We start from the raw sequence: 25,952 nt of genomic DNA, 5'->3' as shown, positions 1-25,952 counted from the left end.
TCACAGCTCCTTTTCCGCCAGTTCCCTGAATTCGTCGGGCACCGAACGCGCCGCTTCGAGCGCCACGGCGCCGTAGCCGACCGCCTGCTTGCCGAAGCGCTCGCGGATCTTGTCGATGGCGCGGTCGGCGCCAAAGCGTGCCAGGCCTTTCTGGGTGCCGGGCCGGCGCTTCTCGTCGGCAAGCCCGAGCGGCAGGTCGAGCTGCAGCTCGGCGCTTTCCTCCAGATGCGAGACCGAGATCGCCAGCAGCGAGATCGTCTTCTCCCGAGGGTGGTCGGCGAGCACGCCGCGCACGAGATCGCCGGCGATTTCGGCCAGCATGGTGGTCGCCGAGATCGGCTGGTCGAGCGTGATCGAGCGCGTCACGGCGCGGAGATCGGCAAAGCGCACGCGCACCGTCACCGTGCGGCCGGGCCGCGCCTTGGCGCGCAGCCGGCTGGCGACACGGTCAGCCAGATGCAGCAAAGTCGGCACGATCACCCGCGCCACGGCGGGCTTCTGGCCAAGCGCCAATTGCGCGCCGGCAGAATGCGCCCGCCGCTTCGTCTCCAGCTTTCTCGGGTCGCGGTTCCACGACAGGGCGGCGAGTTTTTCGCCGGCGGCGGGGCCAAGCAGTCGCGTCAGCGCGCCGCTGTGGGTCCTGGCCAACTGGCCGATGGTCTCGACGCCGATTTCGGCCAGCCGCGCCCTGGTCGCCGGGCCGACGCCCCACATCAGCGAGACCGGCAGGTCGTGCAGGAAGGCAAGCTCGGTTCCGGGATCGACCACCACCAGCCCGTCGGGCTTGGCCACCTGCGAGGCGATCTTGGCCAGATGCTTGGTACGGGCCACGCCGATCGAGATCGGCAGGCCGAGTTCGGCCCGCACGCGGCGGCGGATGGTTTTGGCGATTTCGTCCGGCGGGCCGAACAGATGCGTGCAGCCGGCGACATCGGCGAAGGCTTCGTCGATGGAGATCCGCTCCACCACCGGCGTGAAATCGTCGAGCACCTTGATCGCCGCGTCGCCCAGCCGCTGGTAGTGGCTGAAATTGCCGCCGACGAAGATCAGCTGCGGGCAAAGCTCGCGCGCCTTGCGCCCCGGCATGCCGCCACGCACGCCAAAGGCGCGTGCCTCATAGGAGGCGGCCAGCACCACGCCGCCACCCACCGCGATCGGCTTGCCGCGCAGCGACGGATCGAGCAGCTGCTCGACCGAGGCATAGAAGGCATCGAGATCGGCATGCAGGATGGTGGCTGTCGTCTCCATTCCCGACCGCTCATCCGCAGTTGCTGATAGATGCGAACGAATGAAGAACAAAAAGGGATCATTGTCAAGCAAGGAACGGGTTTGTTGAAAGCGTCCCGCAGATTGGCGAAATCGGCGACGAGCGAAGCCCTCTCCCCGTCACTCTACGGGGGAGAGGATGCCGGCAGGCAGGCGAGGGGCGGCGCTGACTTCGAGAGGAAAGCTGCTTCGCCTGAACCTGAAAAGAGCCGCCGCCTAACCAAACTGCCCGGCCCGCAATACCGTCTTCATCGCTTCCAGAGACGGCTTGCCGCCGGCGGCCAGCTCTCTCGGCTCATTTGACAAGCGTGATCAGGCGGCCGGCATACATTTCGCGATTTCCGAGCGCCGCCGCGCAATCCGACTGCACGGCCGAATTTCCTGTCATCTGCACGGTATCGCCGACGAGCCGGATGCAGTCGCCCTGGGAATTCATATCCGAGTTGCCGGCGTAGAATATCGGCGCGTCCGGTGCGTAGATGAAGCCGCTGATCACCGAGCCGGCCCCGCCATTCAGTGTCAGCGGCGATGTATTGCCGCGATCCTGGAATATGGTGATGCCGGCATAGGTGCCGCTGGTGGGCGGCGAGAGGGTCACCTGTTCATTTGCGTTGATGTAGATTTGCGCGCCTTCCATCAGGAATATCGTCACGCCCTGGCCGGTGAGGCTGCCATTTCCGCCGGGCTTTATGGTGACCCCACGCAGTATGTAGACGCCGGGATTGAGCGTGATGTTTCCCGACCATGTCTTGTCGCAATAGGTGCCGGGCGAAAGGGTGATGGATTTGCCGTTGGGTGCGTTCTGGCAAAGCGTGTAAGGGGGAGGGGTGACGTTGGCCAGCGGATCAAACGACGCATACTGATGTTCGAGCGGATTGCCGCAACTCAAGCTGGCGTTGGGCGGCAAGAGGCCGGACGTGCCGCCAACGGTCGAAACGCAGCTGGCGCTCACCAGCGCAGATCCGCCTCTGTTGACGGAATCGGCCGCGTCCGAGTTGGCGGCGATCACGCAATGGTTCATCGCGACGTTGGTCGAGCCTTGCAGGTTGACCGCAGCGGATGCATGAGGATCGAGCGCAAGTACGCAGGCCTGCGCACCGGGCACGATCTTGACCATGGTGGAGCGCGAGGCTTGCCAGGGGGGCAGGGCGCTGATGAAGCTGGGACGGCTGATGCTGGACGAAAGCGAAATATAGTAGGCGCTGGGGCCGCCGCTGGCGGCGCTCGAGAGGGCTGCGACGCTTCCCGAATATTCCTGCTGGTCGGCGGCGCGCATATTGGCCGTGAAGAAGTTCTGGCCGAGTTGCTGCATGTCGCCAGCCGCCATGCCGGCATAATATTTTGTCCCGATGGCGAGTCCCGCCGCGTCCAGCGAGTTCTGCAAGTGGTCGGCGTCGTCGCTCGTGCCCACCAGATCGATCGCGCCGGCCACGCCAAGCATCAGCGGCAGCATCGCGATCACCGTGGTCAGCGCGAAATTGCCGCGCTCCGAAGCCCAGAAGTCTTTCAACACGACAGCGCCCCTCGTCAGATCAGTACCAGGTACTACAGCAGGGGTTTCTACGTATTGTTTTACGAAACGCTAAAATTAAACCGATCACCTGGACGGAAGGCCTGCCACGGCCCCTATCCAGCATGCTCCGCGCGCAGCGCTGTCTTGATCCGTTCCAGCGCCGCATCGCCGCCGGCGGCCAGTTCGTCGGCGATGCGGGCGAGATCATCGTCGGCCTTGCGGTGCTTGCTGCCCCAGGCGCCGAGCGTGGCCAGCACCGGCAACAGGTCGATACCGGCCTCGGTCAGCCGGTAGATCGCCTTCAGCCCGTGGGTCGGGTCGTCGCTGCGGGTGAGAATGCCTTCGTCCTGCAGCGTCTGCAGCCGCTCGGCCAACGTACGCGAGGAAATGCCTTCATCCGATTGCAGGAACTCGCGAAAATGCTTTTTCCCGGCGAAGACCAAGTCGCGGATGATAAGCAGCGTCCAGCGGTCGCCGAGCAGTTCGAGCGACAGGTTGATCGGGCAGCCGGATCTTTCGCGCGTCGACATGTCTATGGTTCCCTTTCTAAATCACTTTACTATTGACATCATTTTGGTTTCGCGTCAATGGTTCCAGAAGTAAACCACTTTGGCGATTGAGACGAGGAGCACATCCAGACATGAAAAAGCTGATCCTTCAGATGCAGATATCGGTCGACGGTTTCGTCGGCGCCAATGAGGACCATGACTGGCAGCTCTGGGAATGGGGCGACGACAATGGCTGGGACGCCGAACTGAAGCGGGACTTCAATGCCGTGTTCGCCGGCATCGACACCATCCTGCTCAGCCGAAAGATGGCCGAGGAGGGCTATCTCACCCATTGGGGCAATGCGGCGCGGAAATATCCGGCCGATCCGTTCTACGCCTTCGCCCGGCGCATCGTCGAGGCGCACAAGGTGGTGCCGAGCGACAGGCTCAAGGCCTCGCGATGGGAACGCACGACGGTGGTGAGCGGCGACCTGCCGCGTGAGGTCGCGGCGCTGAAGGCCGGCGAGGGCGGCGACATCGCCGTCTTCGGCGGCGCCGGTTTTGCTTCCTCGCTGATCGCGGCCGGGCTGGTCGACGAGTGCCAGCTGTTCGTCAACCCGGCCGTGCTGGGCGCGGGCCGCCGCATCTTCGACCAGGGCGGTTTCGGGAAGCTGCGGCTGCTCGCCTCGAAGGCCTATGCCTGCGGCATGGTGGTCAGCCGCTACGCGCCGGCGGGGTGACCGGGGGGCTGTGGCCGGTCAACCCGGTTCGGTTTTGCCTTACAAGACCGGTCTCGGCAAAGCCCGGAATGGCCGCTCCGCGAGGTTGTTACCTGGCGAGGAAATCCGTGATCAGCTTGACGGTGGCGTCAGGGTTTTCTTCCATGATCCAATGGCCTGAGGCGGGCACGATGGCTCCGGTCACGTCGCTGGCGACGAAGCGCAGAATGTCGGCCTGGCTCGTGCCGGCCGATTTCTCGGCGCCCACCGCCAGCACCGGCATTGTCAGCTTGCCGCCGCTGGCCAGCATCGCCTGGTTGTCGATGGCATCCTGGTCGAATGCCTTGAATTGCTCGAAGGCGTCATGCATGGCGTGCGGCCGGGCATAGAGCTTCGCGTAATGGACGCGCGTCGCCTCGTCGATCTTCTTCGGGTCGGCTGACAGTTCGTTGTAGAAGCGATCGAGATAGATGCGCTCGCGGCCCTTGACCAGCCGTTCCATGTCGGGGCCGCGGAAGTTGAAGTGCCACAAAAGCGGGCTCTGCTTGATCTTGTCCCAGTCGCCAATGCCCGGCAGCGGCGCGTCGATGACGACCCATTTGGTGATGCGCTTCGGATATTGCGCGGCCAGCGCGTAGCCGACCATGTTGCCGATGTCGTGCGTCACCAGATCGGCCTTGTCGATCTTCAGCGCATCCATCACGCCGGCGATGTCGACCGCCTGGTTTTTCTTGGTATAGCCGCCGTCGGGATGCGCCGAAAGGCCCATGCCGCGCAGGTCGGGCACGATCACCGTGTGATCCTTCATCAACCTTATCGCTGCCGCTCCCCACATGTCTCCCGTATCGGCAAAGCCGTGCAGCAGCACGACCGCCGGGCCTTTTCCGCCAACCCGCACATGCAGGCTGGTGCCGTTGGTCTCGATCGTCTGCGTCTTGAAACCGGCCGGAAAGGGGACCACGCGGGCCGAAGCTGGAACGCTCATTGCCAACAGACCAAGGACGATGACCAAAGGACGAAACATACCATACTCCCGCCGAGATTTTGTTTGCGGCCGCCATATCGCGGCCTTGCCAACTATGACACCATGTCCTTGATTTCGTTAGGCGACGGTCGCCTGATTGTGAATTCGGGAAAGCCGAACAATGCTGAAGCTCGAATCCGCTGCCGCCTTTGTCGCCGTCGCGGAATCCGGTTCGATCACCGAAGCGGCCAGGCGCATGGCGCTGTCGAAATCGGTCATCAGCGAGCGGTTGTCGGAACTTGAGCGCAGCCTCGGCACGAAGCTGCTCGATCGCACGACGCGCAAATTGTCCATCACCGAGGCGGGGCGCAGTTTCTACGAACGCGCCAAGCGCATCATGCAGGAGGTGGCCGATGCCGGCGCCGAAGTCGCGGAGCGCCGGGGCGAACTTGCCGGGCCGCTCAGGATAGCGGCTCCAACCAGTTTCGGCATCCTGCATCTCGGCCCGGCGCTGTATGGCTTCCTGGCCAAGCATCCGGGGATCGAACTGACGCTCGATCTCGATGACCGCTTCGTCAGCATAGTGGCCGAGGGCTATGACGCCATTTTGCGTCACGGGCCGGTCGTCGAGGACGGACCTGTCATCGTCAAGAAACTGGCTTCCAGCCGCCGCTCTCTGGTGGCTTCGCCGGACTATCTCGAGCGGTTCGGACGGCCCGCGACGATCGAGGACCTGAAACGCCACAAGGGCATCATCTTTTCCATCCGGGGTGCCGCCGACTGGCGGTTCAAGATTTCGCGGCGGCTGGTGACGATCCGCCCGGAAACCGCGCTGCGCGTCAACAATGGGATTCTGATGCGCGATGCCGCGCTTGCCGGCCTCGGCCTGGCGCTGCTGCCCGCATACTTCATCCAGAAGGAGCTTGCCGACAACCGACTGGCGGTCGTCGATGTCGGTGCCGAGCCGGAAGGAGCCACCATCTACATCGCCTGTCCCGAGGACCGGCGCGGGTCCGCCAAACTGCGCGCGCTCATCGCATGGCTGCACGATGTCTTCGGCGATCCGCCCTATTGGGAGGCGTGAGCCTGCACTCAGGTGGCATCATGAAAAATGATGCCAACGGTGTGGCGCATGCCTGAGCGCAGGCGGCTGACGCCGTGGCGCAGATTGACGCGGTAGTTGCCCTTCGTACCCTGCACCGGCCGATTGTGGACGGCGAAGGCGACGGCGTCGCCCTGGCGCAGCGGCACCACCTCGACCCGGCTCTGCATGCGCGGCCGCTGCTCGGTCAGCGCGAACTCGCCGCCGGTGAAATCCTTGCCCGGCTCCGAAAGCAGGATCGCGACCTGCAGCGGGAAGGCGAGATCGCCATAGAGATCCTGGTGCAGGCAGTTGAAGTCGCCGGGCACATATTGCAGCAGAAGCGGCGTCGGCCTGACCTGTCCGGCGGCATGGCACTGGTCGAGAAATTCGGCATGCGTCGCGGGATAGCGCATCGCGATCCCCATGCGCTCGTTCCACCGGTTGGCGACCTCGGCCAGCCGTGGATAGAGTGCGGTGCGCAGGCCGCCGATCAGGTCCGGCAAGGGATAGCGGAAGTAGCGGTATTCGCCCTTGCCGAAACCGTGCCTGGCCATGTGGATGTGACTGCGGAAATGTTCTTCCTGCGGATAGAGGCCGGCGATTTGCCGGCACTCCTGCGGTGACAACAGTTTTTGCATCACCGCGCAGCCGAAGCCGTCGAGTTCTGCGGCAAGGGCCGGCCAGTCGTAGCCGGCGATGCGTGTATGCGCCGCTTCGACCGCGGCTGTGGCCACCTTGGCGTGGGCGTTCATGTCGCGGCCTCCCTGTCGAGCAAAGCGCGCTTGCGCTCGACGCCCCAGCGGTAGCCGGACAGCGTGCCGTCGGCGCGCAGGACGCGGTGGCAGGGAATGCCGAGCGCGATCGCGTTGGCGGCACAAGCCGTCGCCACGGCGCGGGCACCATCGGGCAGGCCGAGGCGCCGGGCAAGGGCCGTATAGGTGATGGTGGCACCGCACGGGATGGTGCGCAGCACCTCCCACACCCTTTGCTGGAAAGGCGTGCCGTGGCGCATATCGAGCGGCAGGTCGAGGCCGGCGGCCGGCGTCTCGATGAAGCGCGCGATTGCCGCGAGGTCGTCGCGCAGGGCGGCTCCGTCCTCGGCCAGCATCCTGCCGGGGAAGCGGTCGGCGAGATCCTGCTCCAGTGTTTCTGCGTCGGAGCCGATCAGGATGGCGCAGACGCCGATGCGGCTGCGCGCCGCCAGGATGGTGCCGATCGCGGATTCGCCGATGGCGTAGGCGATGGTGGCGAGGGTGGCGGCGTCAAAGGGTGCCGCCGGCACGTCGGTTTGCATGAGGTTCATTGCCTTCACTCCTTCTGTGTGGCTGACCTTAGACGTCCGCTTTGCGTCTCTCACTCCGATGCTTGCTTTCAAATTCGAATCTCGGGGTCTGGGGACGAGCGGTGAAAAGGTAAGTGCCGCAGGTGCTGAGTATATTCACGCGACCCGCGTGACAGAGACTTCGCCGAGCACGAAAACCTCGCCTGACGGCAGCCGCAATTCGGTCTCGCCTTTCGGCCCGTGGCGCAACTCGGCCTTGCCGGCATCGACAAGCCCGCCGATGGCGGCCAACACCTGTGATTTCGCGTCCTCGCGGCGAACGGCAGCGCTGCCGGGAGGCTGGATGTTCGCACCGGCGGCGGAAGAGCTTGCCATCGTGCGCATCGCCGGTCGTCAGCCCCGCGAAGACCGGCGGGCGTTGTCGGCTGCTTTCATCGACCCGCCGGCCTCCCGCTCGAGCAGCGCGCGTTTGCGCTCGGCGCCCCAGGCATAGCCTGACAGGGCCCCGTCCTTGCGGATCACGCGATGGCAAGGAATGGTTATGGCATGCGCGTTGGCGGCGCAGGCGGCCGCGATGGCACGGGTCGCCTTCGGCGCACCAATGCGCTGTGCGATCTCGGCGTAGGATATGGTGCCGCCGACCGGGATATCCCGCAAGGCCTGCCAGACGCGCTGCTGGAAGGCGGTGCCGCGCACGTCGAGCGGCAGGTCGAGACCGAGTGCCGGCGCCTCGACGAAACCGACGACGCGGGCGACCAGCGCCTCGTAGTCGCGGTCGCCGCCGATCAGCCGCGCCTTGGGGAAACGGTCCTGCAGGTCGCGCACCAGCGCGTCCGGGTCGTCGCCAAGCAGGATCGCGGCGACGCCTTTTTTGCTCGATGCGACCAGGATGGCACCGAGCGAGGATTCGCCGACGGCGAAGCGGATGTCTTCGTTGGCGCCGCCGGCGCGGTAGCGCGTCGGCGTCATGCCGAGCATGCCGGTCGATTTCTCGTAGAAGCGCCCGCTCGAATTGAAACCGGCATCGTAGATCGCGGCTGTCACGCTGACGCCGTCTTCCAGGCTTCGGCGGACCCGGGCGGCACGGCGCGCGGCGGCATAGTCCTTCGGTGTCAGTCCGGTGATCGCCCTGAAGACGCGATGGAAGTAGCCGGGGCTGCGGCCGGCCGCGACAGCCAGCTGGTCAAGCGAGGGTTCTTCCTCGCTGTCCTCGATCATGCGGCAGGCCTTGGCGACCATCGCGGCGTTGCCGGCATCGATCGACGGGCCATCCGGGTTGCAGCGGCGGCAGGCGCGGAAGCCGGTCGCCTTCGCCTGGGCCAGCGTGTCGTGCAGCTGCACATTCCTGGAGTTGGCACGCCGCGATGGACAGGAGGGCCGGCAATAGACGCCGGTGGTCGCCACCGAATACCAGAATTTGCCGTCAGCCGACTTGTCGCGCCTGACGATCAGCCCCCAGCGCGGATCATCGGCCACCGGCAGCGGCGCGGATTTCAGCTCTCTTTGAAGCGTGATGAACATGGCGCCATTGAAGCCGCCAAGGGCTGGCTCCGCCACCCGTTTCCTGCCAAGAGCCGCAGGATCGCTGAGGCTCGCCTCGCTCCTATGCCGCCCGCTTGGGCTCCACCGCGAACGGGCTTAGCCCAAGCCAGGCCTGCATCTTCATGCCGATCGCCTGATCGCCGGTCAGGGCCACCTTCGCGCCGGCCTTCTCGACGGTGAGCAGCCCCATCCAGATCGCCGTCATCGTGTAGAGGTCCGTGGAGACATAGAGGTCGACGTCGAAACCCGGATCGTACCAGCACAGATCGACCTCGCCGTGCTTCTCGACGATCAGCCACCACGAGCGTTTGGACGCCGGAAGCTCCTGATACAGGAATTGTATCACCGTGCGCCCCTCGGGCAGCGGCGAGGGGTTCAGGTTGCGCCGCATGTCCCACATCAACAGCGATGGATCGAGGTTCTTGAGCGACAGCCGGGACTCCACCCATTTCTGTCCCCAGAAGCCCATTGCCTCGACGACCGGGCGCAAATCCCGGCCGGCTTCGGTCAGCCGATAGTCGAAAATCCCCTTCTCGCCCTGGACCTCCTTGCGCTCGACGATGCCGGCGAGTTCAAGCTCCTTCAGCCGTTGCGACAGAAGGGTTGGCGACATTTTGGGGACGCCGCGGCGCAGTTCGTTGAAACGGGTGGAACCCGCCACCAGTTCGCGCATCAGCACCATCGTCCAGCGGGTGCACAGCACCTCGGCGGCCATCGACAGCGGGCAGAACTGTTTGTATCCGTGCTGGACCATGGTCGACGTCCCTCCCTCGAACCTGGGCGCAACATTAGGCTCTCGTGAAGGAAGCGGCCAGTACGGAAACTGTACTGGCCCGGTACAGATCGCGGACTGGTTGGCGCGGGCCCGGTCATGCGAGCCCTTTGGCCGGTTGCACGGGATCCCCCTGTGCGCCGCAACCAGGAGACTACCCATGACCGCATACGTCATTGCAGACATCAAGGTGAAGGACCCGAAGTGGGTGCCGGCTTACGCCGCCTCGGTGCACGACCTCGTCCACAAGCATGGCGGCAGATATCTGTCGCGCAGCGGCAATGTGAAGACGCTTGAAGGCAAGCCGCTCGACACCACGCTGATCGCGCTGATGGCCTTCCCGTCGGAAGCAGCGGCACGCGCCTTCGCCAACGATCCTGCCTATGCGCCTTTCGTTTCGGCGCGTCAGGATGGCAGCGACAGCCGCTTCCAGCTGATCGACAACACCGATCTGGCCGGAACGATCCCGTATCTGCCGAAGGGATGATCCTTCCCGGTATTTCTTGCACCCTATCCGGGATCACCAAGCAACAACAGCCACAGCGCTTGCCTGTCGGGCCTCCGTATTTCCGGCGGCCGGCCCGCTGTGCATTTTCAGGAAGAATGGAATGAGCATGACAATGAACTTTCGCAACAGGCTCTTCATGGCCGCGGCCGCGGCCATGCTGTGCGCCTGCACCGGCGTCGCGCAGGCGCATCAGGAGGCGGCTGAAGCCACGTCCGGTCCCAATCCGCTGGCCGACAAGGTGCGGGCAGCGAACAGCCGGTTTCTCGACGTCAGGGCGGCTACGGCCGAAGGCTATGCGCCCATTCCCTGCGCCAGCGGCATCACCGGCGGCGCCATGGGCATCCACTACGTCAACGGCCAATACCTGAAGGACGACAAGATCGACATCGCCCGTCCTGAAGCCGTGATGTACGAGCCGATGGCCGACGGCACGCTGAAGCTGGTGGCGGTCGAATACATCACCTCCAAGGGTCCGGCATCGCTGGAAGGACAGCTGTTCAACTTCAACAGCGCCCCCAACCGCTATGGCCTGGGCGAGTTTTACGAACTGCATGTCTGGGCCTGGAAAGGCAACCCGACCGGCACCTTCGCCGACATGAACCCGAAAGTGTCGTGCGAACACGCGATGGCGCCAAGCCAGTAAGCCGGCAGGGTCGGGCGGCGCCGATGCCGCCCGGCCGTTGTCCGAAGTTCCGTCGACTTTTGTCGATCACCGCCGGCATCAGTCATGCGGCGAAGCGGATGATTTCTCGCCGCCGCTGACGATGTCAGACTGGCCTGGTCATCGCGATACGGGTTCGGGCATTGGCAGCCCGATCCCGATGATCTCCCTTTTCCTTTGCGGCAGAGCGAAACGCCCGGTCAGGTACCAGAGCATGGACACGACCACGATCGAGAGATAGCCATCCACCGCATAATGCCAGCCGGTGTAGACCGAGCCGAACAGGATGAGTGCCGCAAAGCACCAGCCGGCGACGGCCCAGCGGCGGCCGAAACCGCTGAGGAAGAAGGCGTTGAGCGTGGCGATGGCGACATGCATGCTTGGCATCGCGGTGATGCCGGTGCCTAACTGGGATCTGCCGCTCTCATGTGCGTCGAGCAGATAGTTGGCGGCGAATCTTACCGGCAAGGCATGCGGGTCAGCCATCAGCGCGGCCAGCACCCCGGCAAATCGGTCGTCGCCGTAGAACCGCTCGTAGAATATCGGCCCGGTGGACGACAGTGTGATTGCAAGAACGGTGCCGCATACCAGCATGGTGAGCGCGAATGCCCAGAGGTAGCGGAGGCGCCGGGCGGGATCGTTCCAGAAGGCGACGAAGAGCACGACGCCGAACCATTGCATGAACCACCAGGACATGTAGGCCTCGAAAACCAGCATGGAGGCGGGCTCTGAAACGATGCTGTGCGTCCATACCCAAGGATCGATGCCGTGCAGCGAAAGATCGATTTCGGCCAGCTTGGGATCGGCATAGTAGGGCACGATCTCCGGTATGGTGATCCTGAACGCCGTGAAAGCGGTGATGCCGAGAAAGAACAAGAGGACGACCCGCGCTGCCCCCGGCCCACGTTCCTTGAGCATGTGCACCATGAACTCTATTGGCCTTGCCCCACCTAATATCAGGGCCGCCAGTCCGAGACCAACCACCAGGAGAACCGGCAGCACGCTGAGGAATGTCCCGAAATACTGTATGGACAGCCGCAGGTAACGCTCCGGCCGAAGGCAAACCGCCGTCAAAACATAGGCCAGACACAAGGCCGTCAGCAGCCAGCCGCTCCTGGTTGCTACGCTATCCAGGCCAAGAAGGACACCGGAGCGACCATCCTCGCCGCTCCGCCCGGTCTGCATGCTCATCGAAGGACGCCCCGTCAGCCGCTTAAAACCCGATTACTATTTCACATGCTATGTATTACCGGTTGGTTACACTTTGTTCAAAGTAAATCCTCGAGATATTAGATGTTTATAATACATTATTTGTTTTCAAGAATTTGTTGACCAAGATGCAGCACGTCCGCTTCACCTGTGAAGGCGGACCACCGCCGCGACGGCGATGGCCCTTCGATCAGGCGGGCTTGATGAGGCCGAGCTGGGTGAGGGCGGCGACGCCGTCATCGAGGCCGATTTCCTCGACGATCCTGCCGTCGATCACCTTCAGCACGGTGGTGCCGGTGAAGCGCATGGCGCGGCCGGTGGCGGCGGGGAGCGAGCCGGCGAGGAAATCGCCGAAGGCTGGGCCGGTATGCGTGCCGCCGCCCTCCCACTGGCCGACGACATAATCGCCCTCGGCAATGAGATCGGCGGTCGCCCAGAAGTTGAGGTCCGGGAAGGCGGCGCGGAAATCGGTCATGAAGGCCTTGATGTCGTCGCGGCCCCGGCGCGGCTCATGCAAGGAATATTTGAGCAGCATGTCGGGTGCCGCGATGTCGTCGACGACGGACAGATCGCAGGTTTCACCCCAGAAGTCGGTGAACCAGCGGACGACGACCGCCTTGTTGTCTTCCTGTTTGGTCATTGCGAGGTCCTTTATGGTGTTTGGCAGGGATCGGCGGTTTTCGCCGACCCGGGATAAGCGATAAGGCCATCCCGGACCCGCAAAACTCCGGTTCTTGCCCGCCAATCGAAAGCCAATGACGGCGGGCCGGCGGACGGCGAGGCGCCTATTTTCATCTCCCGCGAGGCCGAGTAACGGTTTCTTCTCTGGTTCTGCGGCAGATTGTCCGATGGTGGGGGCGGGCGAAGCAGGACATGGCGCGTCAGGACAAGAAAAATCGTAGCGGAGCATTCTGGGCCAAAGCGCTGGAGCGCGCCCATCTCGGGGTCTGGGACTGGGATCTGCGCACCAGCGACTGCTTCTATTCGGCCACCTGGGCGCGGATGCTTGGCTATGACGAGGATGAACTTGCCAATACCAGCGACCTGTGGCTGCAACTCACCCATCCCGACGACCGCGAGCGGGCGCTGGCCAGCGGCGACCGCCATATTGCCGGACTGACCGATACCATCGAGACCGAACTCCGGCTGAAGCACAAGCAGGGCCACTGGGTGTGGGTGCTCGACCGCGGCGGCATCGTCGAGCGCGGCGCGGACGGGCAGCCGCTGCGGCTGATGGGCGTGCAGACCGACATCTCGAAGCAGAAAGCGGCCGAAGCCGCGCTCGAACAGGTCAATGTGCGCTTCCGCCTGGCGCTCGCCGCCAGCGGCACCGGCATCTGGCATTTCGACATCGCCACCAATAAGAGCTATTGGGACGCCCGCACCAGGGACATATTCGGCCTTGTCGCCGATATCGACGAGGTGCCGGGCGACCTCTGGCACAGCTATCTGCACCCCGACGACAAGGAAGCCACCGAGCGCGCCCACCGGGCTCCGCTCGAAACGGACGGCGTCATCGCCAATCAATATCGCATCATCAGGCGCGACGGTGAGATCCGCCATATCGAATCGCTGGTGCGGTTCATTGCCGCCGCGGGTGCCGCCGGCCAGATCCTCGGCACGGTGCGCGACATCACCGAGGACAAGCTGCGCGAACAGGAGCTTGCCTTCGCCGCCCGTCACGACGCGCTGACCGGCCTGTGGAACCGCGCCGCCTTCGACAGGCTGCTCGCCGACCACATCGCCACGGGCGTGCCGCTGGCGGTGTTCTATGTCGATCTCGACTACTTCAAGGCGCTCAACGACTTCGCCGGCCACGCGGCTGGTGATCTGGCGCTGAAGAGCGTCGCGGCGGGCATTGGCCGCTGCTTGCCGCCCTCGGCGCATGCGGCGCGGCTCGGCGGCGACGAGTTTGCCCTGCTGGTGCCCAATTGCGACGCGGCGCGAGCCGAGCCATTGGCCGTCGCCATCCTGGCGGCCGTGCGCGGCGCCGATCTCGGTCTTGCAGCGACCTCGCGGCGGCTCGCGGCAAGCATCGGCATCGCGATCGTCGACGATCACGCCACCACGGTGGCCGACGCGCTGGCCTGCGCCGACGACGCCTGCTACGCGGCCAAGGCCGCGGGGCGCGACCGCTTCGCGGTGTTTTCGGCCGAGGCGGCCTCGGGCGGCCTCAACGCGGCGCGGCTCGCCGCCGACACGGTCGACGCCATGGATGACGGCCGGCTGAAACTGTTCGGCCAGGAGATCCACCGGCTGGGCCGGCCCTGGCAGGAAAGCCGCCATGTCGAGGTGCTGGCGCGGCTGGCCGGGCGCGGCGGCAAGCTCATCCCGCCCAGTGAATTCATCCCGGCGGCCGAGCGCTTCGGCATTGCCGCCAGGCTCGATCGCTGGATCATCCGCACGGCGCTCTCGCTGCATGGCGCGGCGATGAAGTCCGGCGCGATCACGCTTGGCTTCAACCTGTCGGCGCAAACGCTGAGCGATCCCGGTCTGTGGGACTTCGTCGACAGCATCATCGAGGAAACCGGGGCGCCGCATTCCGGCATCGGCTTCGAGATCACCGAAACCGCGGCCGTCACTAATTTCGACGCCGCCGAGGCGTTCGTGCGCAAGGCGCGCGAGCGGCGATGCCGTGTCAGCCTCGACGATTTCGGCGCCGGCATGAGCTCGTTCGAGTATCTCAGGCGCTTTCCGGTCGATGCCATCAAGATCGACGGCTCCTTCATCGAGCATATCGCCGAGAGCCGCTTCGACCGCGAGATCGTCTCAGCCATAGCAGGCATTGCCCGCGGCGTCGGCTGCGGCGTCGTGGCCGAGAAGATCGAGCAACCGGAGACGCTCGACGTCCTGCAGGCCATGGGGGTCGATTTCGGCCAGGGGTTCCTGCTGCACCGGCCTGAACCGCTGGAGCAGATCGTTATGCGCGCGACCAGGCCGGCAAGCAGGGCGCTCACCCGCAAGGCGTCATGATCATAAGGGTTGCCGCACCGTCGTTTGCGGGAACTCCAGCGCGCCTGCCTCGGGGCACCTGTGCTGGGCTTCAGCCACCATCTCGATCAGCAGGTCGAGGGCCTCGCAGGCCGAGCGGCTCGTCCCGTCATTGCCGCGCAAATAGTGGTAGGCGCGTTCGAGATGGATACGGGCGGCCGAAAAATCGCTGGTCAATGGTTCCTCCATTACCTCGCCCTAATATACCTTGGCCCAACTGGTGGAACGCGGGGTAAATATCCACAGGCGGTTTTTATTTAAATGCGGGAAGGAGCTTTGGCGAAGGGCACGGCAGCTTGGCTGCCGCGCTGTCAGGAGCGAGGTTGCCTGGTCTTTGCGAGCGTTTCCTGCGCGACTAGACTGCGGCTCTTCTTGCCCGAGGTGGTGCCATGATCGTCCAGGCCTGCATCAACGGCGCGCGTCCGCGTGATTTCCATCCAGCGCTGCCGCTGACGGCGCGAGCGATGGCCAGCGACGCCGCGGCCTGCGTCGCCGCCGGTGCGGCCGAACTGCACATCCATCCGCGCGGCGGCGACGGGCGCGAAAGCCTGGCCGTCGACGCGACGGTTCTTGCGGTGCGCGGCGCCTGTCCCGGCACCTTGACAGGCGTGTCGACCGGCGCCTGGATCGAAAACGACATCGCGCGCACCCGCGAGGCAATCGCCGGCTGGCGCGAACTGCCAGACTATGCCTCGGTCAATCTCTCCGAAGCCGACGCGCCGGCCGTGATGGAGTTGTTGCGCCAACGCGGCGTCGGCATCGAGGCCGGTCTTGCCACGACGGCGGATGCCGAGCGTTTTGTCAGCCTTGCCGGCCACGACAGGGTGCTGCGCATCCTGATCGAGATCGACATGCAGGACCTGGCCGCCGCGCTCGACGAGGCGCAGGGCATCGCGGCAGTACTCGAGCGCGCCGAAGTGCGGCGGCCGATCCTGCTGCATGGCGTCGATACCACGGTCTGGCCGTTCGTCGAGCTTGCGCGCCGGAAGCGTTGGTCGACGCGAGTCGGGCTGGAAGACGGCAAGACGCTGGCGGATGGCAGCACGGCGAAGGACAATGCGGAAATCGTGGCGGCCGCGGTAGCGGTATTTCGCGGCGACGCTCGATGAAGCCAGCAGGCGGCAGGCGCCGTCAGACACTTGCCAGGCCTTGGCCATGGGCCGATCGGGACACCGATTGAGGTTCTTCCGCTAGCTGGGTTCCCCCTCGGGCGCGGAAAGCCGCAGCAGCAGCGCGATGAGCGCAATCACCGGCGGCACGGCGAAGCACCAGATGTTGGCGAAGGCATAACCGAGAGCGGCGGCCGCGCAGCCGGCGGCGAATACGGCGACCGCCGCAGCCATGCGCTTGAGGCGCGCCACAATAGCCGGCCGGGCGTCCGGGACCACGCCGCCGATGAGGTCCCCGAGATCGATCATGATCTGGGTGGTGGTGCCGGTCATCAGCGTCGAGGGCGGCGCGGCGGCCAGATGGACCCGATGCACCGCGTTCTGGATCGCCATCGCGGCGACCAGCACCATGCCGGTGAGGATCGCGGCGGCGCTGTCGCCGCTGGCAAAGGGGCCAAACCGGATCGCGAGCGCGGCCCCGATGACAAGCAGCGCCAGCTTGGCTGCCAAGAGCACGCCGAGCGCCGGTCGTCCGCGCCTGCGCAAGCGCTCGCCGGCAAGCCGGGTCAGGATGACCACGACGCAGAACACCGGCAGCGCCAGGAGCTTCGCCAGCACGCCTGAAATGCCGAGTACCAACGAGGCACCCAGGGTGACGAAATTTCCCGTCACATGCGCAGTGAACAGGCCCTGCAGCGCCAGGAAGCCGGCCGTGTCGACATAACCGCCATTGAGACTCAACAACAGCGGCAAAGTGGGTTTCATGGCGGCGGCCTCGCGTCCGGGGATCAGACAGCGTCTCATATCCCGGCGCAGCGTTCCACCTCCATGCGGCGCCTCGGTCTTCGCGGACGCCGGGCGCATCCCGTCACGCGTCACGGGATAGAAGCCACTTGAGGAACAATTGAAATGAGGGCACGTTCAGGGAGGGGTGCGGGAGGAATGTGTCCAACTGTTTCGGAGCTCTCGCATGTCGCTGTCCGGCACGACAACCCGCTACGGAGGCCTCGCCCAGGCATTGCACTGGCTGACGGCATTACTGGTGCTCATTGCCTTCCTGGTCTCGGCTGGTGGCCCGCCGGAGCGCGTCTATTCGGCGGCCAGGGCGTCGACGCTGCAGTTGCACGAGTCGCTCGGCTTCGCCGTTTTCTGTCTGCTGGTCATTCGCCTGGTCTGGCGCCCGTTCGACCGTATTCCCGAAGCCCCGGCCATGCCCACCTGGATGGAGGTCGCCTCGAAGGCAACGCACTGGGCGCTCTACGTGCTGTTGTTCGCGGTCCCGGCGACCGCCATGCTCGGTGCATGGTTCGGCGGCCACCCGGTGACGGTCTACGGCCTGGGCGCGATCGGTCCGTTTTCCGGCACCTGGGGCGCTCCGCTGGCGGAGATCCATGGCACGCTTGGCGATATCATCATGTGGCTCGCCGGCCTGCATGCAGCCGCGGCCATCTTCCATCACGTCTTCCTCCGCGATCGCGTGCTGAGCCAGATGGTGCCGGGCCTGCCCGATCCATCGTCCGGGCAGAAGTGGCTGAACGCGGCCAATCGAGAATGATCCGGATCGCCTGATCCACCACAGGGTGCATGCAGCGCCAGGAAGCCGGCCGTGTCGACATGGCGGTGATTGAAGCTCAACAGCAGCGGCAAAGTTAGTCTCGCGTCCGGGAGATCTCATATCCCGGCGCGGCTTCCACCATCCCGGAGCGCCGCGTAGGCAAGTTTCTGAAACAGGGCCGATTGTTATTTCAGCAACATGTCGTGGAAATGAAGCAGCTTTTGGAAGTTGATCGAATCTGACATATGGATTCTGCTATTGCAGAAATTGAGGATGTTTCTGAAATATGGATTTTGCCAGCCTATAGATTGGGACGTGAGGCTGTCTGAAGGCAGCAGTTCGATTTCCTACCCAGATCACAGCCGCAAGATTGTCGCGATCGCCTGGTCGACCACGGGGTGCATGCCGCTCGCCTGGAAGGAGAGGCGGTTGCCGGAGCCGATATTGCTGGTCATGGCGATGGTGAGGTCCGATCCGGGATCGTGCAGCATGACGGCGACATAGCCCGGAATGCTGCCCTGGTGACCGTAGAAGGCGCGGCCGGCATAGGCGCTCTGGAACATGCCGGCGCCGGTCTCGCGCATGCGGGTGCCGGGGAAGCTTGCGGGAACGCGGTGTTCGAACATCTCCGCGAAGAAGGGCGGCGACAACAGCCTGCCGGAGAACAGGCCGCGCATGAAACCCACCATGTCGGATGGCGTCGACACCATGTCGCCGCAGCCATAGGCGGCGGAGAACGGGAAGGAGTCGGAAGAATCCTGCAGTTCGTTGGAATAGGGCAGCACGCCGTCCATGCGCCACATCTCGCCGCCCGAGGCGATATCGGTGGGCGCATCCGGCGCCGGCGGCGGGCGGTGGTAGTAGCCGCGCACCATCGACTTTTCCGGAAAGGCTTCGGTCGCCGGCGACCAGGTGTTGTCCAGGCCGAGCGGCTGCAGGATCGCGCTCCTGACATAGGCGCCGAGCGACTGTCCGGAAACGGCCTCGATCACCATGCCGGCCAGCACATAGCCGGTATTGTTGTAGACGGCCGGGCCGCCTGGCGCCTTCTGCTTGTCGGAGGCGAAGGCGATGTCGACCAGTTGTCGGGGCGTCCACTGCCGGGTCGGATCCATCGGAATGTAATATTCGAATTCCGGCAGGCCGCTGCGATGGTTGATCAGCTGGCGCACCGAAATGTCTTTCGCCCCCGGCAGGTCCGGGAACCAGGCGGCGATCGGCGCGCCGAGATCGAGCTTGCCGGTCTCGGCGAGCTTGACGAGTGCCGCGGCGACGAAGGTCTTGGTGCAGCTGCCGATCTTGAACAGCTGGTTCGGCGCGACGGCGACATTGTGCTGCCGGTCGGCGAGGCCGGCCGCGAGGGCTGTTGGCGCCGTGCCGGCGAGGGCATAGGCCAGCGAGGCACCCACCGCGCCATCGGCGAGGTAGCGGTTGAGAAGGGCGGTTAGGTTTTCACGCATGGTGGTCTCGCTTGTCATTTCGTTCTTCCCTTCTCCCACAAGGCGAGAAGGAAGAAGATGCATCCTACTCCGCCATGTCGACGGCGGCGAAATTCTGTCGGCCGAAGGGGTCGAGCACGTAGTTGAGCACGCTCTTGCGGATCGGGATCGCCACCACCGAATGGGCGATCGGCGCCACCGGCACCTCGTCCTTCAGGATCGCCTGCGCCTTCCCGTAGATCGCCGCGCGTTGCTTCGGGTCGGCGGCGACGCGGCCTTCATCCAGCAGTTTTTCGAAGTCCTTGTCGCACCAGCGCGAGCGGTTGGAGCCGCCCTTCACGCCGTCGCAGGACAGGAGATAGCTCAGCATGTTGTCGGGATCGCCATTGTCGCTGCTGCCGCCGAGCAGAAACGCGTCCTGTTCGCCCGCCGCGGTGCGTTTGAGATATTCGCCCCATTCGAAGCTGACGATCTCGGACTGGACGCCCACCTTCGCCCAGTCGGCCTGGATCATCTCGGCCATGCGCTTGGCGTTGGGGTTGTAGGGGCGCGACACCGGCATCGCCCAGAGGCTGATCTTGAGGCCGCTTTCGTGGCCGGCTTCCTTCAGCAGTTTTTTGGCACCGTCGGGATCATAGTCGATGCCGGCATCGGTGACGGCGCCGAGCTGCGCCGGCGGCACGACGCTGCCGGCCACGGTGCCGGCGCCGGCATAGACGGCCTCGACGATCGCCTTGCGATCGATGGCCTTGGCCAGTCCGGTGCGCACGCGCTTGTCGCCCAACGGCTGGTGTTCGACATTGAAGCCGAGGATGCCGATGTTCTGGCCCTTGAGGTCGAGCACGGTGATGTCGGGATCATTGCGCAGGTCGGCGACCGCGCTTGGCGGCGGCGGGGCGGCGACCTGACATTCGTTGGCCTTGATGCGCTCGACGCGGGTGGTCGGCTCGGGCGTTATGGCGAAGACCAGCGTGTCGATCTTAGGCGCGCCGCGCCAGTAATTTTTGTTGGCGGCATAGCGGACCTGGCTGTCGGGCACATATGCCTGAAGCACGAACGGCCCGGTGCCGACCGGCATGCTGTCGATCAGCTCCGGCGTGCCGGCCGCGACCATCTTCTCAGTCTGCTCCAGCGACAGGATGGAGAGATAGTCGAGCGCGATGCCGGCCAGGAAGGTGACGTTGGGCGCGGTCAGCGTGAAGCGCACGGTGTAGTCGTCGACCTTGTCGATCTTGTCGATCAGCGTGCCCATGCCGAGCGCATTGAAATACTCGTAAGAGCCGCCGCCGAGCTTGTGATAAGGATTATTTGCATCGCGCTGGCGGTTGAAGGTGTAGAGCACGTCGTCCGCGTTGAAGTCACGTGTCGGCGTGAAGTGCTCGTTCGACTGGAACTTCACGCCGTGCCTGAGGTGGAAGGTATAGGTCTTGCCGTCGGGCGAGACATCCCAGCTCTCGGCCAGCGCCGGCCCGACCTCGGTCGTGCCCGGCTTGAACTCGACCAGCCGGTTGAAGATCGTCTTGGCGGCGGCGTCCATGGTGGAATCGGCGATGCCGATCGCCGGGTTGAAGGTTTCGGGATTGGCTTCGGAGCAATAGACGAGCGTTTTGGCATAGGCCTGCCCGCCGAGAAGGACGGACGAAGCAAGAAGGGTCGAGGTAAGCACTGCGCGCAGAAGGGTGGATTTCATCGCAAACGCTCCTGATGACACTTTACGGGTTGAGGGAAGGGCATGAACTTCATGGCGTCGCCGCCGGGACAAGGAAGCGGTCGGGCGCCAGCGCTGCGGCAGTGACGCCAAGGGCCGTGACGTCCGCGGGCAAAGGCTCGCCGCGCATCAGCGCCGCGCTCAGCCTCGCCAGTGTCAGCGATACCTGGAAGCCGTAGCCGCCCTGGCCGCCGAGCCAGAAGAAGCCGGGCAGGCGCGGGTCGAAGCCGGCGACCGGCGTGCGGTCGGGCGCGAAGGTGCGCAGGCCCGCCCACGGCGTCGACGGGCGGCCGATGCGCATCGACGTCGCCTGCTCGATGCGGTCGACGGCGATGGCGACGTCGATATCTTCAGGATAGGCGTCGCAAGGCTCGCTATCGGTTTCGTCGGCGAGCGAGCCGATCAGCCTGCCGGCGTCGGGTTTGAAGTAGAATTGTTCGTGCAGGTCGACCACCAGCGGCCAGCCGGATATGTCCATGCCGGCGGGCGGGTCGAACAGGAAGGCGGTGCGCCGTTTCGGCTGGAAACCGAGGCCGGAGAGCCCCGCCATGCCGGCGACGACATCGACCCAGGCACCGGCGGCGTTGACGACGATATCGGCCGTATAGACACCAGCATTCGTCTCCACCCGCAGGCCGCCGCCGTCGGGCGAAATGGCGCGGACCTCCTCGCCGATGCGGATGATGCCGCCGCCGGCTTTCAGCGCCGAGGCGCTTGCCCCCAGCATCTTGCCGGTATCGACATCCACCGCGTCCGGCTCGTAGACGCCGCCGCAGGTGGCCTCGGCGGCGATGACCGGAACCAGCGCGTGGAGTTCGGCCGCCGACAGGCGGCGCACGCTGGGCACCAGCGCCTGTAATTCGCCGGCCAGCCGGTCGATGGCGTCGCCGTCGCCGCTCCAGCCGACATGCAGTGCGCCGCGCCGGTGGGCGACGAAGCCGCCCTCGACTATTCGCTGCCGGCTGGCCAATGTCAGCCCGCGCACCACCCGGTTGCCATAGGTCTCGGTGAACAAGGCGGCCGAGCGGCCGCTGGCATGGTAGCCGAGATGCGGCTCGCGCTCGAGAACGATAACATCGGCCCAGTCCGCCACCGCGGCTGCCAGTGACAGGCCGGCGATGCCGCCGCCGATGATGACGATCTTCCTGCGAGAATTCGACTGCATCCATCAGTCGTAAAAATAATTTCGTATCCAGTCAATATTTAGCGTATAAGAAAATTGTTGGCGTTGTTGATGGTGGCGGGGAGTTGGACTACCTAGGGTGAACAGGCGGCCTCGTGGCCGCGCCATGGAGCTGACAATGTCGGAGCAACCGAACCTCGGTGATTGTCTGCGCGCCTTGAGAAAAACGCATGGCTGGACCTTGCAGGAAGTCAGCGCGCTGACCGGCGTCGCGGTATCGACGCTGTCCAAGGTCGAGAACGACCAGATGTCGCTCAGCTATGACAAGCTCTTGCAGATCTGCGAGGGGCTCGGTATCCATGTGACGGAACTGCTCAGCGGCGACCGCAAGCAGCCGGCGGCGCGCACGCGCCGCTCGGTGACGTCACAGTCCAACACGCTGCGCCAACTCACCCGCAACTACGACTACCGCTATCTCGCCACCGACCTGGTGCGCAAACGCATGGTGCCGATCCATGCCTATGCGCGCGCCCGCACGCCCGAAGAATTCGGGCCGCTGACCAGGCATGCCGGCGAGGAATTCCTGATCGTGCTCAAGGGCGAGATCGAACTGCACACCGACCAGTACGCGCCAGTGCGGCTGAGAGAGGGCGAGAGCGTCTATATCGATTCCACCATGGGCCACGCCTACCTGTCGGTGGGCGAGGGCGACGCCGAGATGCTCTGCGTCTGTTCCGGCGACGAACCCGACATGGAAGGCACGCTGCTCAGCGTGCTGGAGACGGTGGAGGGGTAGGGGCTTCCTATTCCGGGGGCGGCGTTTTGGAATTCATACAGATGATGCGGCGGACAACGAATCGGCGCTATTATTCGTCGGCGAACCGAATGGGGGTGGCCATGCGAGAGTTGCCAAGGAATGTCGATGCGGACGCAGTCATCGAGATCGGCCGCTACCTGGATGATCAGGCCAAGCTCGCACCGATCTCGCTCTCTCATGCAATCGAGGCCGTTCGGAAGCTGGTTGAAACCGAGCTGAACGACTTCGACCTCGAACAACTGATCATCGAGAGTGCGGCAGCGCGTCACCTGGCCTTGCTGCTGGACACCGACAGCAGCCGGCGCTGATATGTCAGCGGCGCTGACATGTCATCGGCGCTGACATGTCAGCGGAGGTGATCCGGCTATCGATGCCGGATACGTGCCTGTCGATGCTGGCTATTCCTTTTTCGTCGCAAGAAGGTTCGCATCGCGCGCGAGGCGCCATTGGCCGTCCTTCTCCTTGCGCAGCAGCGTCAGCGTATATCCCGAACGATGGACGCTGCCATCCGGCGAGGTGACGCTCATTTCAATGCGGTTGCGGATAAAGGCCCAGTCCCCAAGCAATTGCAGTTCCACGATTTCGCTCGTTCCGTCTATCTTCGCGTCGGCCATGCCTTGCGAGGCCTTGGCGAAGGCCGCCTTGCCGAACGGCTCCCGGCCGGGAACCATGAAGACCACGTCATCGGTCATGAGCGAGAGAACGGTCGTTATGTCACCGCTCTTGCTGGCACTCATCCAGGTGTCGACCACCTGCCTGATGGCTTTCTCGTCTTCATTCATCGGATAGTCCTCCGCAAGCTGGGGCAACGATTGGCGCCTGGCCGGATGAGTTCGGGAATCAGCGAGCGCAAAGATAGGGCGGCCCCGGACATCAGCAATAAAGGCTGTTGCTGCCCCAGCTGGTTCAGGGCTGGCCGGTGGCGCCGGATTGCGTTGAGTTTTTCTGCAGGCTGAATTCAGTCTTTCCGGTTCGAACTGGCCGGTAAAACCGGCTATATCGACGCCGAAGCGGCAGTTCCGTTGCCGGCCAACCCGAGAGGAAAACCCAATGAGTTCAGAAAAAACAGCTGTCATCGTGGCCGGCGGCAGCGGCATGGGGGCGGCGGCGGCCAAGCGGCTGGCGGCGGATGGTTTCAAGGTCGCCATCCTGTCGTCCTCGGGCAAGGGCGAGGCGCTGGCCAAGGAGTTGGGCGGGCTCGGCGTCACCGGTTCCAACCTGTCGAACGACGACCTGCAGCGCCTCGCCGACCTGACGCTGGAGCGCTATGGCCGCATCGACGTGCTGGTCAACAGCGGCGGCCATGGGCCGCGCGCGCCGATCCTGGACATCACCGACGAGCAATGGCACACCGGCATGGATGTTTATCTGCTCAACGTCATCAGGCCGGTGCGCATCATGGCGCCACACATGGTCAAGCAGAAGGGCGGCGCCATCATCAACATCTCGACGGCCTGGGTCGCCGAGCCGAACGCGATGTTCCCGACGTCGGCCGTGTTCCGCGCCGGCCTTGCCGCCTACACCAAGATCTTCGCCAACACCTATGCGGCAGACAATGTGCGCATGAACAATGTGTTGCCCGGCTGGATCGACAGCCTGCCGACCACAGAGGAGCGCCGCGACAGCGTGCCGATGCAGCGCTACGGCACGTCGGAGGAGATTGCAGCGACCATCGCCTTCCTGGCCTCGGACGGCGCCGGCTACATCACCGGCCAGAATATTCGCGTGGATGGGGGTGTTATTAGGGCGCTGTGAGGTAGGGCAGTAGGGCAGTAGGGCAGTAGGGCAGTAGGGCAGTAGGGCAGTAGGGATCCCCCTCTCCCTCAAGGAGAGAAGGCAAGGGCGTCACCGCTGGTCCGCGTCGGTCAGCGTGCCGAGAAAGGCGACGATATCGTCGATCTCGGCATCGGTCAGCGCCGGCTTGCCGCCAGGCTTTTTGCCGTTGAAGGGCGGCTCCCGGTTGAGGTTTGGCCAATAAGCCTTTGGCAGATCGTCATATTTGTTGACAGTGCCGTCGGCGTTGCTCGGATACCAGTGGCCCGGATCGGTGTCGCGGCTGGCGTAGAAGGCCACCGCGTCGCGCAGCGTGTGGAAGCGGCCATTGTGGAAGAAGCTCTTCCGCAGTGCGACATTGCGCAGCGTCGGCGTCTCGAACAGGCCGCAATACTCCGTCCGGCTACGGAAATCGGTGCGTAGCGGGCCGCAGAGGCCAAGATCGGCATAGGCGGGGTCGGCATTGGCCGGAATGGCCGGGTTGCGCGGCACGGCGATGGCGATCAGGCCGAAATCGGTGAATTGCGGCGGCTCGCCGTCATTGGCGGGCTCGCTGAGGTGACAGCTGGCGCAATTGCCCTTGGCCTCGTCCTCGAACAGCGCCCGGCCGCGCAATTCCCTGGCGGAGAGTGTTGCCTTGCCGGCGAGGAAGGCGTCGTAGCGGCTGGAATAGGGATAAAAGTCGGGCGCGCTCTGCTCGAAAGTGCCGAGCGCCTCGATGGCGGCGCCGAAAGCATCCTCGGGGCGGTCGAAGACGTGGTCGCCGAAGGCCGCCTTGAGTTCGTCGGCATAGGCGGCCTTGCGCAAGGCGGCGGCGACGGCGGCTTCATCCTTGTTGGCCATCTCGAAAGGCGAGAGCAGGGGGATCTTCGCCTGCTCCTCGCCGTGGTCGGCGCGGCCGTCCCAGGTCAGGCCGCCGGTCGGCCCGTTGTCGACGCTCTCGTCGCCCTCGTCCTCGGAATCGTGGAAATGCTCGGTGAAGGCGGGCGCCGCCTGCAGATAGCGCAGCGAGGGGACCGCGCGGACGCCCGGTCGGTTCAAGTTCGGCCCGCCCATCTCGACCGGCGAGGCCGAGGCCGGGCCGAAGGCGTGTCGGGGGTCATGGCAGGACGAGCAGGCCTGCTTGCCCGAAGCCGACAGCGAGGGGTCGAAGAACATTTTGCGACCGAGCGCGGTCAGGGCCTCGGCCCGCGCGAAGGCTTGCGCGCGTGATAGCGGACCGGGATGAACGCTGCCGGCGCCGGCGCGGACGATGGTTGCAGAGAAGATCGCGGCGATGGCCAATATTGAAGCGGCGACGGCGCGGTTCTTCCATTGTGCGACTGGCATCTCGGCTGGTCCGTTTCTGGTCCGTCAATCTGGGATCGGCATTGCTACGGCTTGATGACCGTGCGTCCCTATCGGTAGCGTTCCTTCCCCTCTGTCCTGC

28 protein-coding genes are annotated in these 25,952 nt (G+C 64.7%); 10 read left to right on the top strand and 18 right to left on the bottom strand.

What is annotated here, in order from left to right:
• From dinB to FJ934_RS24155, 3 genes are all read right to left on the bottom strand, one after another.
• On the bottom strand, positions 1-1,248 hold the full coding sequence (gene dinB, locus FJ934_RS24165) for a DNA polymerase IV (RefSeq protein WP_140612939.1): 1,248 nt from the start codon (positions 1,246-1,248) through the stop codon (positions 1-3).
• 313 nt (positions 1,249-1,561) lie between these two features.
• A complete protein-coding gene (locus FJ934_RS24160) occupies positions 1,562-2,779 on the bottom strand; it encodes a pilus assembly protein TadG-related protein (protein ID WP_348642505.1) in 1,218 nt (405 codons plus the stop codon).
• 113 nt (positions 2,780-2,892) lie between these two features.
• Positions 2,893-3,309, bottom strand: a complete 417-nt coding sequence (locus tag FJ934_RS24155) for a helix-turn-helix domain-containing protein (protein ID WP_140612938.1) — start codon at positions 3,307-3,309, stop codon at positions 2,893-2,895.
• A 110-nt stretch (positions 3,310-3,419) separates the two neighbouring features.
• On the opposite strand from FJ934_RS24155, the gene FJ934_RS24150 reads away from it, so the two are divergent.
• Positions 3,420-4,007 carry a dihydrofolate reductase family protein gene (locus tag FJ934_RS24150; protein WP_140612937.1) on the top strand — a complete coding sequence of 196 codons (588 nt, stop codon included), beginning with the start codon at positions 3,420-3,422 and terminating at the stop codon, positions 4,005-4,007.
• Between the two features lie 88 nt (positions 4,008-4,095).
• Here FJ934_RS24150 and FJ934_RS24145 read toward each other — a convergent pair whose 3' ends face one another.
• Positions 4,096-5,010 (bottom strand): alpha/beta hydrolase, encoded by a 915-nt coding sequence (locus tag FJ934_RS24145; protein ID WP_140612936.1) that lies wholly within the window; start codon positions 5,008-5,010, stop codon positions 4,096-4,098.
• A 121-nt stretch (positions 5,011-5,131) separates the two neighbouring features.
• Between FJ934_RS24145 and FJ934_RS24140 the strand changes: the two genes are divergently transcribed.
• Entirely contained in the window at positions 5,132-6,034 is a 903-nt protein-coding gene (locus FJ934_RS24140) for a LysR family transcriptional regulator (protein WP_140612935.1), read from the top strand.
• Positions 6,035-6,042: 8 nt separating this feature from the next.
• Here FJ934_RS24140 and FJ934_RS24135 read toward each other — a convergent pair whose 3' ends face one another.
• The 5 genes from FJ934_RS24135 to FJ934_RS24115 form a co-directional block, all read right to left on the bottom strand.
• Positions 6,043-6,786, bottom strand: coding sequence for a 2OG-Fe(II) oxygenase (locus FJ934_RS24135; RefSeq protein ID WP_140612934.1), 744 nt, complete (start codon positions 6,784-6,786; stop codon positions 6,043-6,045).
• On the bottom strand, positions 6,783-7,337 hold the full coding sequence (locus FJ934_RS24130) for a methylated-DNA--[protein]-cysteine S-methyltransferase (RefSeq protein WP_140612933.1): 555 nt from the start codon (positions 7,335-7,337) through the stop codon (positions 6,783-6,785). Before FJ934_RS24130 ends, FJ934_RS24135 begins: the two co-directional genes overlap by 4 nt.
• Positions 7,338-7,472: 135 nt before the next feature.
• Positions 7,473-7,691 (bottom strand): hypothetical protein, encoded by a 219-nt coding sequence (locus FJ934_RS24125; RefSeq protein ID WP_246671619.1) that lies wholly within the window; start codon positions 7,689-7,691, stop codon positions 7,473-7,475.
• An 18-nt stretch (positions 7,692-7,709) separates the two neighbouring features.
• Positions 7,710-8,837, bottom strand: a complete 1,128-nt coding sequence (gene ada / locus FJ934_RS24120; RefSeq protein ID WP_181165752.1) for a bifunctional DNA-binding transcriptional regulator/O6-methylguanine-DNA methyltransferase Ada — start codon at positions 8,835-8,837, stop codon at positions 7,710-7,712.
• An 82-nt stretch (positions 8,838-8,919) separates the two neighbouring features.
• Positions 8,920-9,612, bottom strand: coding sequence for a helix-turn-helix domain-containing protein (locus tag FJ934_RS24115; protein ID WP_140612930.1), 693 nt, complete (start codon positions 9,610-9,612; stop codon positions 8,920-8,922).
• Between the two features lie 178 nt (positions 9,613-9,790).
• On the opposite strand from FJ934_RS24115, the gene FJ934_RS24110 reads away from it, so the two are divergent.
• Together FJ934_RS24110 and FJ934_RS24105 are read left to right on the top strand one after the other, a co-directional pair.
• Positions 9,791-10,117, top strand: coding sequence for a DUF1330 domain-containing protein (locus FJ934_RS24110; protein WP_140612929.1), 327 nt, complete (start codon positions 9,791-9,793; stop codon positions 10,115-10,117).
• A gap of 121 nt (positions 10,118-10,238) precedes the next feature.
• On the top strand, positions 10,239-10,781 hold the full coding sequence (locus FJ934_RS24105; protein ID WP_181165750.1) for a hypothetical protein: 543 nt from the start codon (positions 10,239-10,241) through the stop codon (positions 10,779-10,781).
• Between the two features lie 138 nt (positions 10,782-10,919).
• Here FJ934_RS24105 and FJ934_RS24100 read toward each other — a convergent pair whose 3' ends face one another.
• Positions 10,920-11,990: a phosphatase PAP2 family protein gene (locus FJ934_RS24100; RefSeq protein ID WP_140612928.1), complete on the bottom strand. Its 1,071-nt coding sequence runs from the start codon at positions 11,988-11,990 to the stop codon at positions 10,920-10,922.
• 208 nt (positions 11,991-12,198) lie between these two features.
• Entirely contained in the window at positions 12,199-12,648 is a 450-nt protein-coding gene (locus FJ934_RS24095) for an ester cyclase (protein WP_140612927.1), read from the bottom strand.
• 233 nt (positions 12,649-12,881) lie between these two features.
• Here FJ934_RS24095 and FJ934_RS24090 point away from each other — a divergent pair, with 233 nt between their 5' ends.
• Positions 12,882-14,981: an EAL domain-containing protein gene (locus tag FJ934_RS24090; protein ID WP_140612926.1), complete on the top strand. Its 2,100-nt coding sequence runs from the start codon at positions 12,882-12,884 to the stop codon at positions 14,979-14,981.
• Here FJ934_RS24090 and FJ934_RS24085 read toward each other — a convergent pair whose 3' ends face one another.
• Positions 14,982-15,176 (bottom strand): hypothetical protein, encoded by a 195-nt coding sequence (locus tag FJ934_RS24085; RefSeq protein WP_181165749.1) that lies wholly within the window; start codon positions 15,174-15,176, stop codon positions 14,982-14,984. It lies immediately after the preceding gene.
• Positions 15,177-15,388: 212 nt separating this feature from the next.
• Here FJ934_RS24085 and FJ934_RS24080 point away from each other — a divergent pair, with 212 nt between their 5' ends.
• A complete protein-coding gene (locus tag FJ934_RS24080) occupies positions 15,389-16,108 on the top strand; it encodes a 3-keto-5-aminohexanoate cleavage protein (protein ID WP_140612924.1) in 720 nt (239 codons plus the stop codon).
• 81 nt (positions 16,109-16,189) lie between these two features.
• On the opposite strand, the gene FJ934_RS24075 is transcribed toward FJ934_RS24080, so the two are convergent.
• Positions 16,190-16,873, bottom strand: coding sequence for a YoaK family protein (locus FJ934_RS24075; RefSeq protein WP_140612923.1), 684 nt, complete (start codon positions 16,871-16,873; stop codon positions 16,190-16,192).
• 205 nt (positions 16,874-17,078) lie between these two features.
• On the opposite strand from FJ934_RS24075, the gene FJ934_RS24070 reads away from it, so the two are divergent.
• Complete coding sequence (locus FJ934_RS24070; protein ID WP_140612922.1) at positions 17,079-17,663, top strand: cytochrome b; 585 nt, start codon at positions 17,079-17,081, stop codon at positions 17,661-17,663.
• Between the two features lie 356 nt (positions 17,664-18,019).
• Here FJ934_RS24070 and FJ934_RS24065 read toward each other — a convergent pair whose 3' ends face one another.
• Genes FJ934_RS24065 through FJ934_RS24055 form a run of 3 tightly spaced genes read right to left on the bottom strand, consistent with a single transcriptional unit; the run spans position 18,020 to position 21,975 of the window.
• Complete coding sequence (locus FJ934_RS24065; protein ID WP_246671618.1) at positions 18,020-19,141, bottom strand: serine hydrolase domain-containing protein; 1,122 nt, start codon at positions 19,139-19,141, stop codon at positions 18,020-18,022.
• A 46-nt stretch (positions 19,142-19,187) separates the two neighbouring features.
• Positions 19,188-20,792 (bottom strand): ABC transporter substrate-binding protein, encoded by a 1,605-nt coding sequence (locus tag FJ934_RS24060; RefSeq protein WP_140612921.1) that lies wholly within the window; start codon positions 20,790-20,792, stop codon positions 19,188-19,190.
• A 49-nt stretch (positions 20,793-20,841) separates the two neighbouring features.
• Positions 20,842-21,975: an FAD-binding oxidoreductase gene (locus FJ934_RS24055; RefSeq protein WP_140612920.1), complete on the bottom strand. Its 1,134-nt coding sequence runs from the start codon at positions 21,973-21,975 to the stop codon at positions 20,842-20,844.
• 136 nt (positions 21,976-22,111) lie between these two features.
• Between FJ934_RS24055 and FJ934_RS24050 the strand changes: the two genes are divergently transcribed.
• Both FJ934_RS24050 and FJ934_RS24045 read left to right on the top strand, forming a co-directional pair.
• The gene (locus tag FJ934_RS24050; RefSeq protein WP_140612919.1) at positions 22,112-22,729 is read left to right on the top strand and encodes an XRE family transcriptional regulator; all 618 of its coding nucleotides are present in this window, start codon (positions 22,112-22,114) and stop codon (positions 22,727-22,729) included.
• A 41-nt stretch (positions 22,730-22,770) separates the two neighbouring features.
• Entirely contained in the window at positions 22,771-23,058 is a 288-nt protein-coding gene (locus FJ934_RS24045) for a hypothetical protein (protein ID WP_181165748.1), read from the top strand.
• Positions 23,059-23,148: 90 nt separating this feature from the next.
• On the opposite strand, the gene FJ934_RS28540 is transcribed toward FJ934_RS24045, so the two are convergent.
• The gene (locus tag FJ934_RS28540) at positions 23,149-23,826 is read right to left on the bottom strand and encodes an SgcJ/EcaC family oxidoreductase (RefSeq protein ID WP_246671617.1); all 678 of its coding nucleotides are present in this window, start codon (positions 23,824-23,826) and stop codon (positions 23,149-23,151) included.
• On the opposite strand from FJ934_RS28540, the gene FJ934_RS24035 reads away from it, so the two are divergent.
• Positions 23,801-24,505 carry an SDR family oxidoreductase gene (locus FJ934_RS24035; RefSeq protein ID WP_140612917.1) on the top strand — a complete coding sequence of 235 codons (705 nt, stop codon included), beginning with the start codon at positions 23,801-23,803 and terminating at the stop codon, positions 24,503-24,505. The genes FJ934_RS28540 and FJ934_RS24035 overlap by 26 nt on opposite strands.
• Before the next feature lie 90 nt (positions 24,506-24,595).
• Here the strand turns inward: FJ934_RS24035 and FJ934_RS24030 are convergent, their stop codons facing one another.
• Positions 24,596-25,852 (bottom strand): cytochrome-c peroxidase, encoded by a 1,257-nt coding sequence (locus FJ934_RS24030; RefSeq protein ID WP_140612916.1) that lies wholly within the window; start codon positions 25,850-25,852, stop codon positions 24,596-24,598.
• Positions 25,853-25,952 lie beyond the last annotated feature (100 nt).

The sequence above is a fragment of the Mesorhizobium sp. B2-4-12 genome (assembly GCF_006441575.1).
GTDB lineage: Bacteria > Pseudomonadota > Alphaproteobacteria > Rhizobiales > Rhizobiaceae > Mesorhizobium.
Note: the sequence above shows the minus strand (reverse complement) of the source record. Positions and strands in the feature narration are given on the sequence as shown.

Excerpts from the sequence above, each read along its gene's own strand:
- dinB (WP_140612939.1), bottom strand. The coding sequence starts at position 1,248 with ATGGAGACGACAGCCACCATCCTGCATGCCGATCTCGATGCCTTCTAT.
- FJ934_RS24035 (WP_140612917.1), top strand. The coding sequence starts at position 23,801 with ATGAGTTCAGAAAAAACAGCTGTCATCGTGGCCGGCGGCAGCGGCATG.
- FJ934_RS24050 (WP_140612919.1), top strand. The coding sequence starts at position 22,112 with ATGTCGGAGCAACCGAACCTCGGTGATTGTCTGCGCGCCTTGAGAAAA.
- FJ934_RS24135 (WP_140612934.1), bottom strand. The coding sequence starts at position 6,786 with ATGAACGCCCACGCCAAGGTGGCCACAGCCGCGGTCGAAGCGGCGCAT.
- FJ934_RS24150 (WP_140612937.1), top strand. The coding sequence starts at position 3,420 with ATGAAAAAGCTGATCCTTCAGATGCAGATATCGGTCGACGGTTTCGTC.
- FJ934_RS28540 (WP_246671617.1), bottom strand. The coding sequence starts at position 23,826 with ATGACAGCTGTTTTTTCTGAACTCATTGGGTTTTCCTCTCGGGTTGGC.
- FJ934_RS24055 (WP_140612920.1), bottom strand. The coding sequence starts at position 21,975 with ATGCAGTCGAATTCTCGCAGGAAGATCGTCATCATCGGCGGCGGCATC.
- FJ934_RS24095 (WP_140612927.1), bottom strand. The coding sequence starts at position 12,648 with ATGACCAAACAGGAAGACAACAAGGCGGTCGTCGTCCGCTGGTTCACC.
- FJ934_RS24155 (WP_140612938.1), bottom strand. The coding sequence starts at position 3,309 with ATGTCGACGCGCGAAAGATCCGGCTGCCCGATCAACCTGTCGCTCGAA.
- FJ934_RS24030 (WP_140612916.1), bottom strand. The coding sequence starts at position 25,852 with ATGCCAGTCGCACAATGGAAGAACCGCGCCGTCGCCGCTTCAATATTG.
- FJ934_RS24125 (WP_246671619.1), bottom strand. The coding sequence starts at position 7,691 with ATGGCAAGCTCTTCCGCCGCCGGTGCGAACATCCAGCCTCCCGGCAGC.
- FJ934_RS24100 (WP_140612928.1), bottom strand. The coding sequence starts at position 11,990 with ATGAGCATGCAGACCGGGCGGAGCGGCGAGGATGGTCGCTCCGGTGTC.
- FJ934_RS24145 (WP_140612936.1), bottom strand. The coding sequence starts at position 5,010 with ATGTTTCGTCCTTTGGTCATCGTCCTTGGTCTGTTGGCAATGAGCGTT.
- FJ934_RS24065 (WP_246671618.1), bottom strand. The coding sequence starts at position 19,141 with ATGACAAGCGAGACCACCATGCGTGAAAACCTAACCGCCCTTCTCAAC.
- FJ934_RS24090 (WP_140612926.1), top strand. The coding sequence starts at position 12,882 with ATGGCGCGTCAGGACAAGAAAAATCGTAGCGGAGCATTCTGGGCCAAA.
- FJ934_RS24115 (WP_140612930.1), bottom strand. The coding sequence starts at position 9,612 with ATGGTCCAGCACGGATACAAACAGTTCTGCCCGCTGTCGATGGCCGCC.
- FJ934_RS24130 (WP_140612933.1), bottom strand. The coding sequence starts at position 7,337 with ATGAACCTCATGCAAACCGACGTGCCGGCGGCACCCTTTGACGCCGCC.
- FJ934_RS24080 (WP_140612924.1), top strand. The coding sequence starts at position 15,389 with ATGATCGTCCAGGCCTGCATCAACGGCGCGCGTCCGCGTGATTTCCAT.
- ada (WP_181165752.1), bottom strand. The coding sequence starts at position 8,837 with ATGTTCATCACGCTTCAAAGAGAGCTGAAATCCGCGCCGCTGCCGGTG.
- FJ934_RS24075 (WP_140612923.1), bottom strand. The coding sequence starts at position 16,873 with ATGAAACCCACTTTGCCGCTGTTGTTGAGTCTCAATGGCGGTTATGTC.
- FJ934_RS24110 (WP_140612929.1), top strand. The coding sequence starts at position 9,791 with ATGACCGCATACGTCATTGCAGACATCAAGGTGAAGGACCCGAAGTGG.
- FJ934_RS24140 (WP_140612935.1), top strand. The coding sequence starts at position 5,132 with ATGCTGAAGCTCGAATCCGCTGCCGCCTTTGTCGCCGTCGCGGAATCC.
- FJ934_RS24045 (WP_181165748.1), top strand. The coding sequence starts at position 22,771 with ATGATGCGGCGGACAACGAATCGGCGCTATTATTCGTCGGCGAACCGA.
- FJ934_RS24070 (WP_140612922.1), top strand. The coding sequence starts at position 17,079 with ATGTCGCTGTCCGGCACGACAACCCGCTACGGAGGCCTCGCCCAGGCA.
- FJ934_RS24105 (WP_181165750.1), top strand. The coding sequence starts at position 10,239 with ATGAGCATGACAATGAACTTTCGCAACAGGCTCTTCATGGCCGCGGCC.
- FJ934_RS24060 (WP_140612921.1), bottom strand. The coding sequence starts at position 20,792 with ATGAAATCCACCCTTCTGCGCGCAGTGCTTACCTCGACCCTTCTTGCT.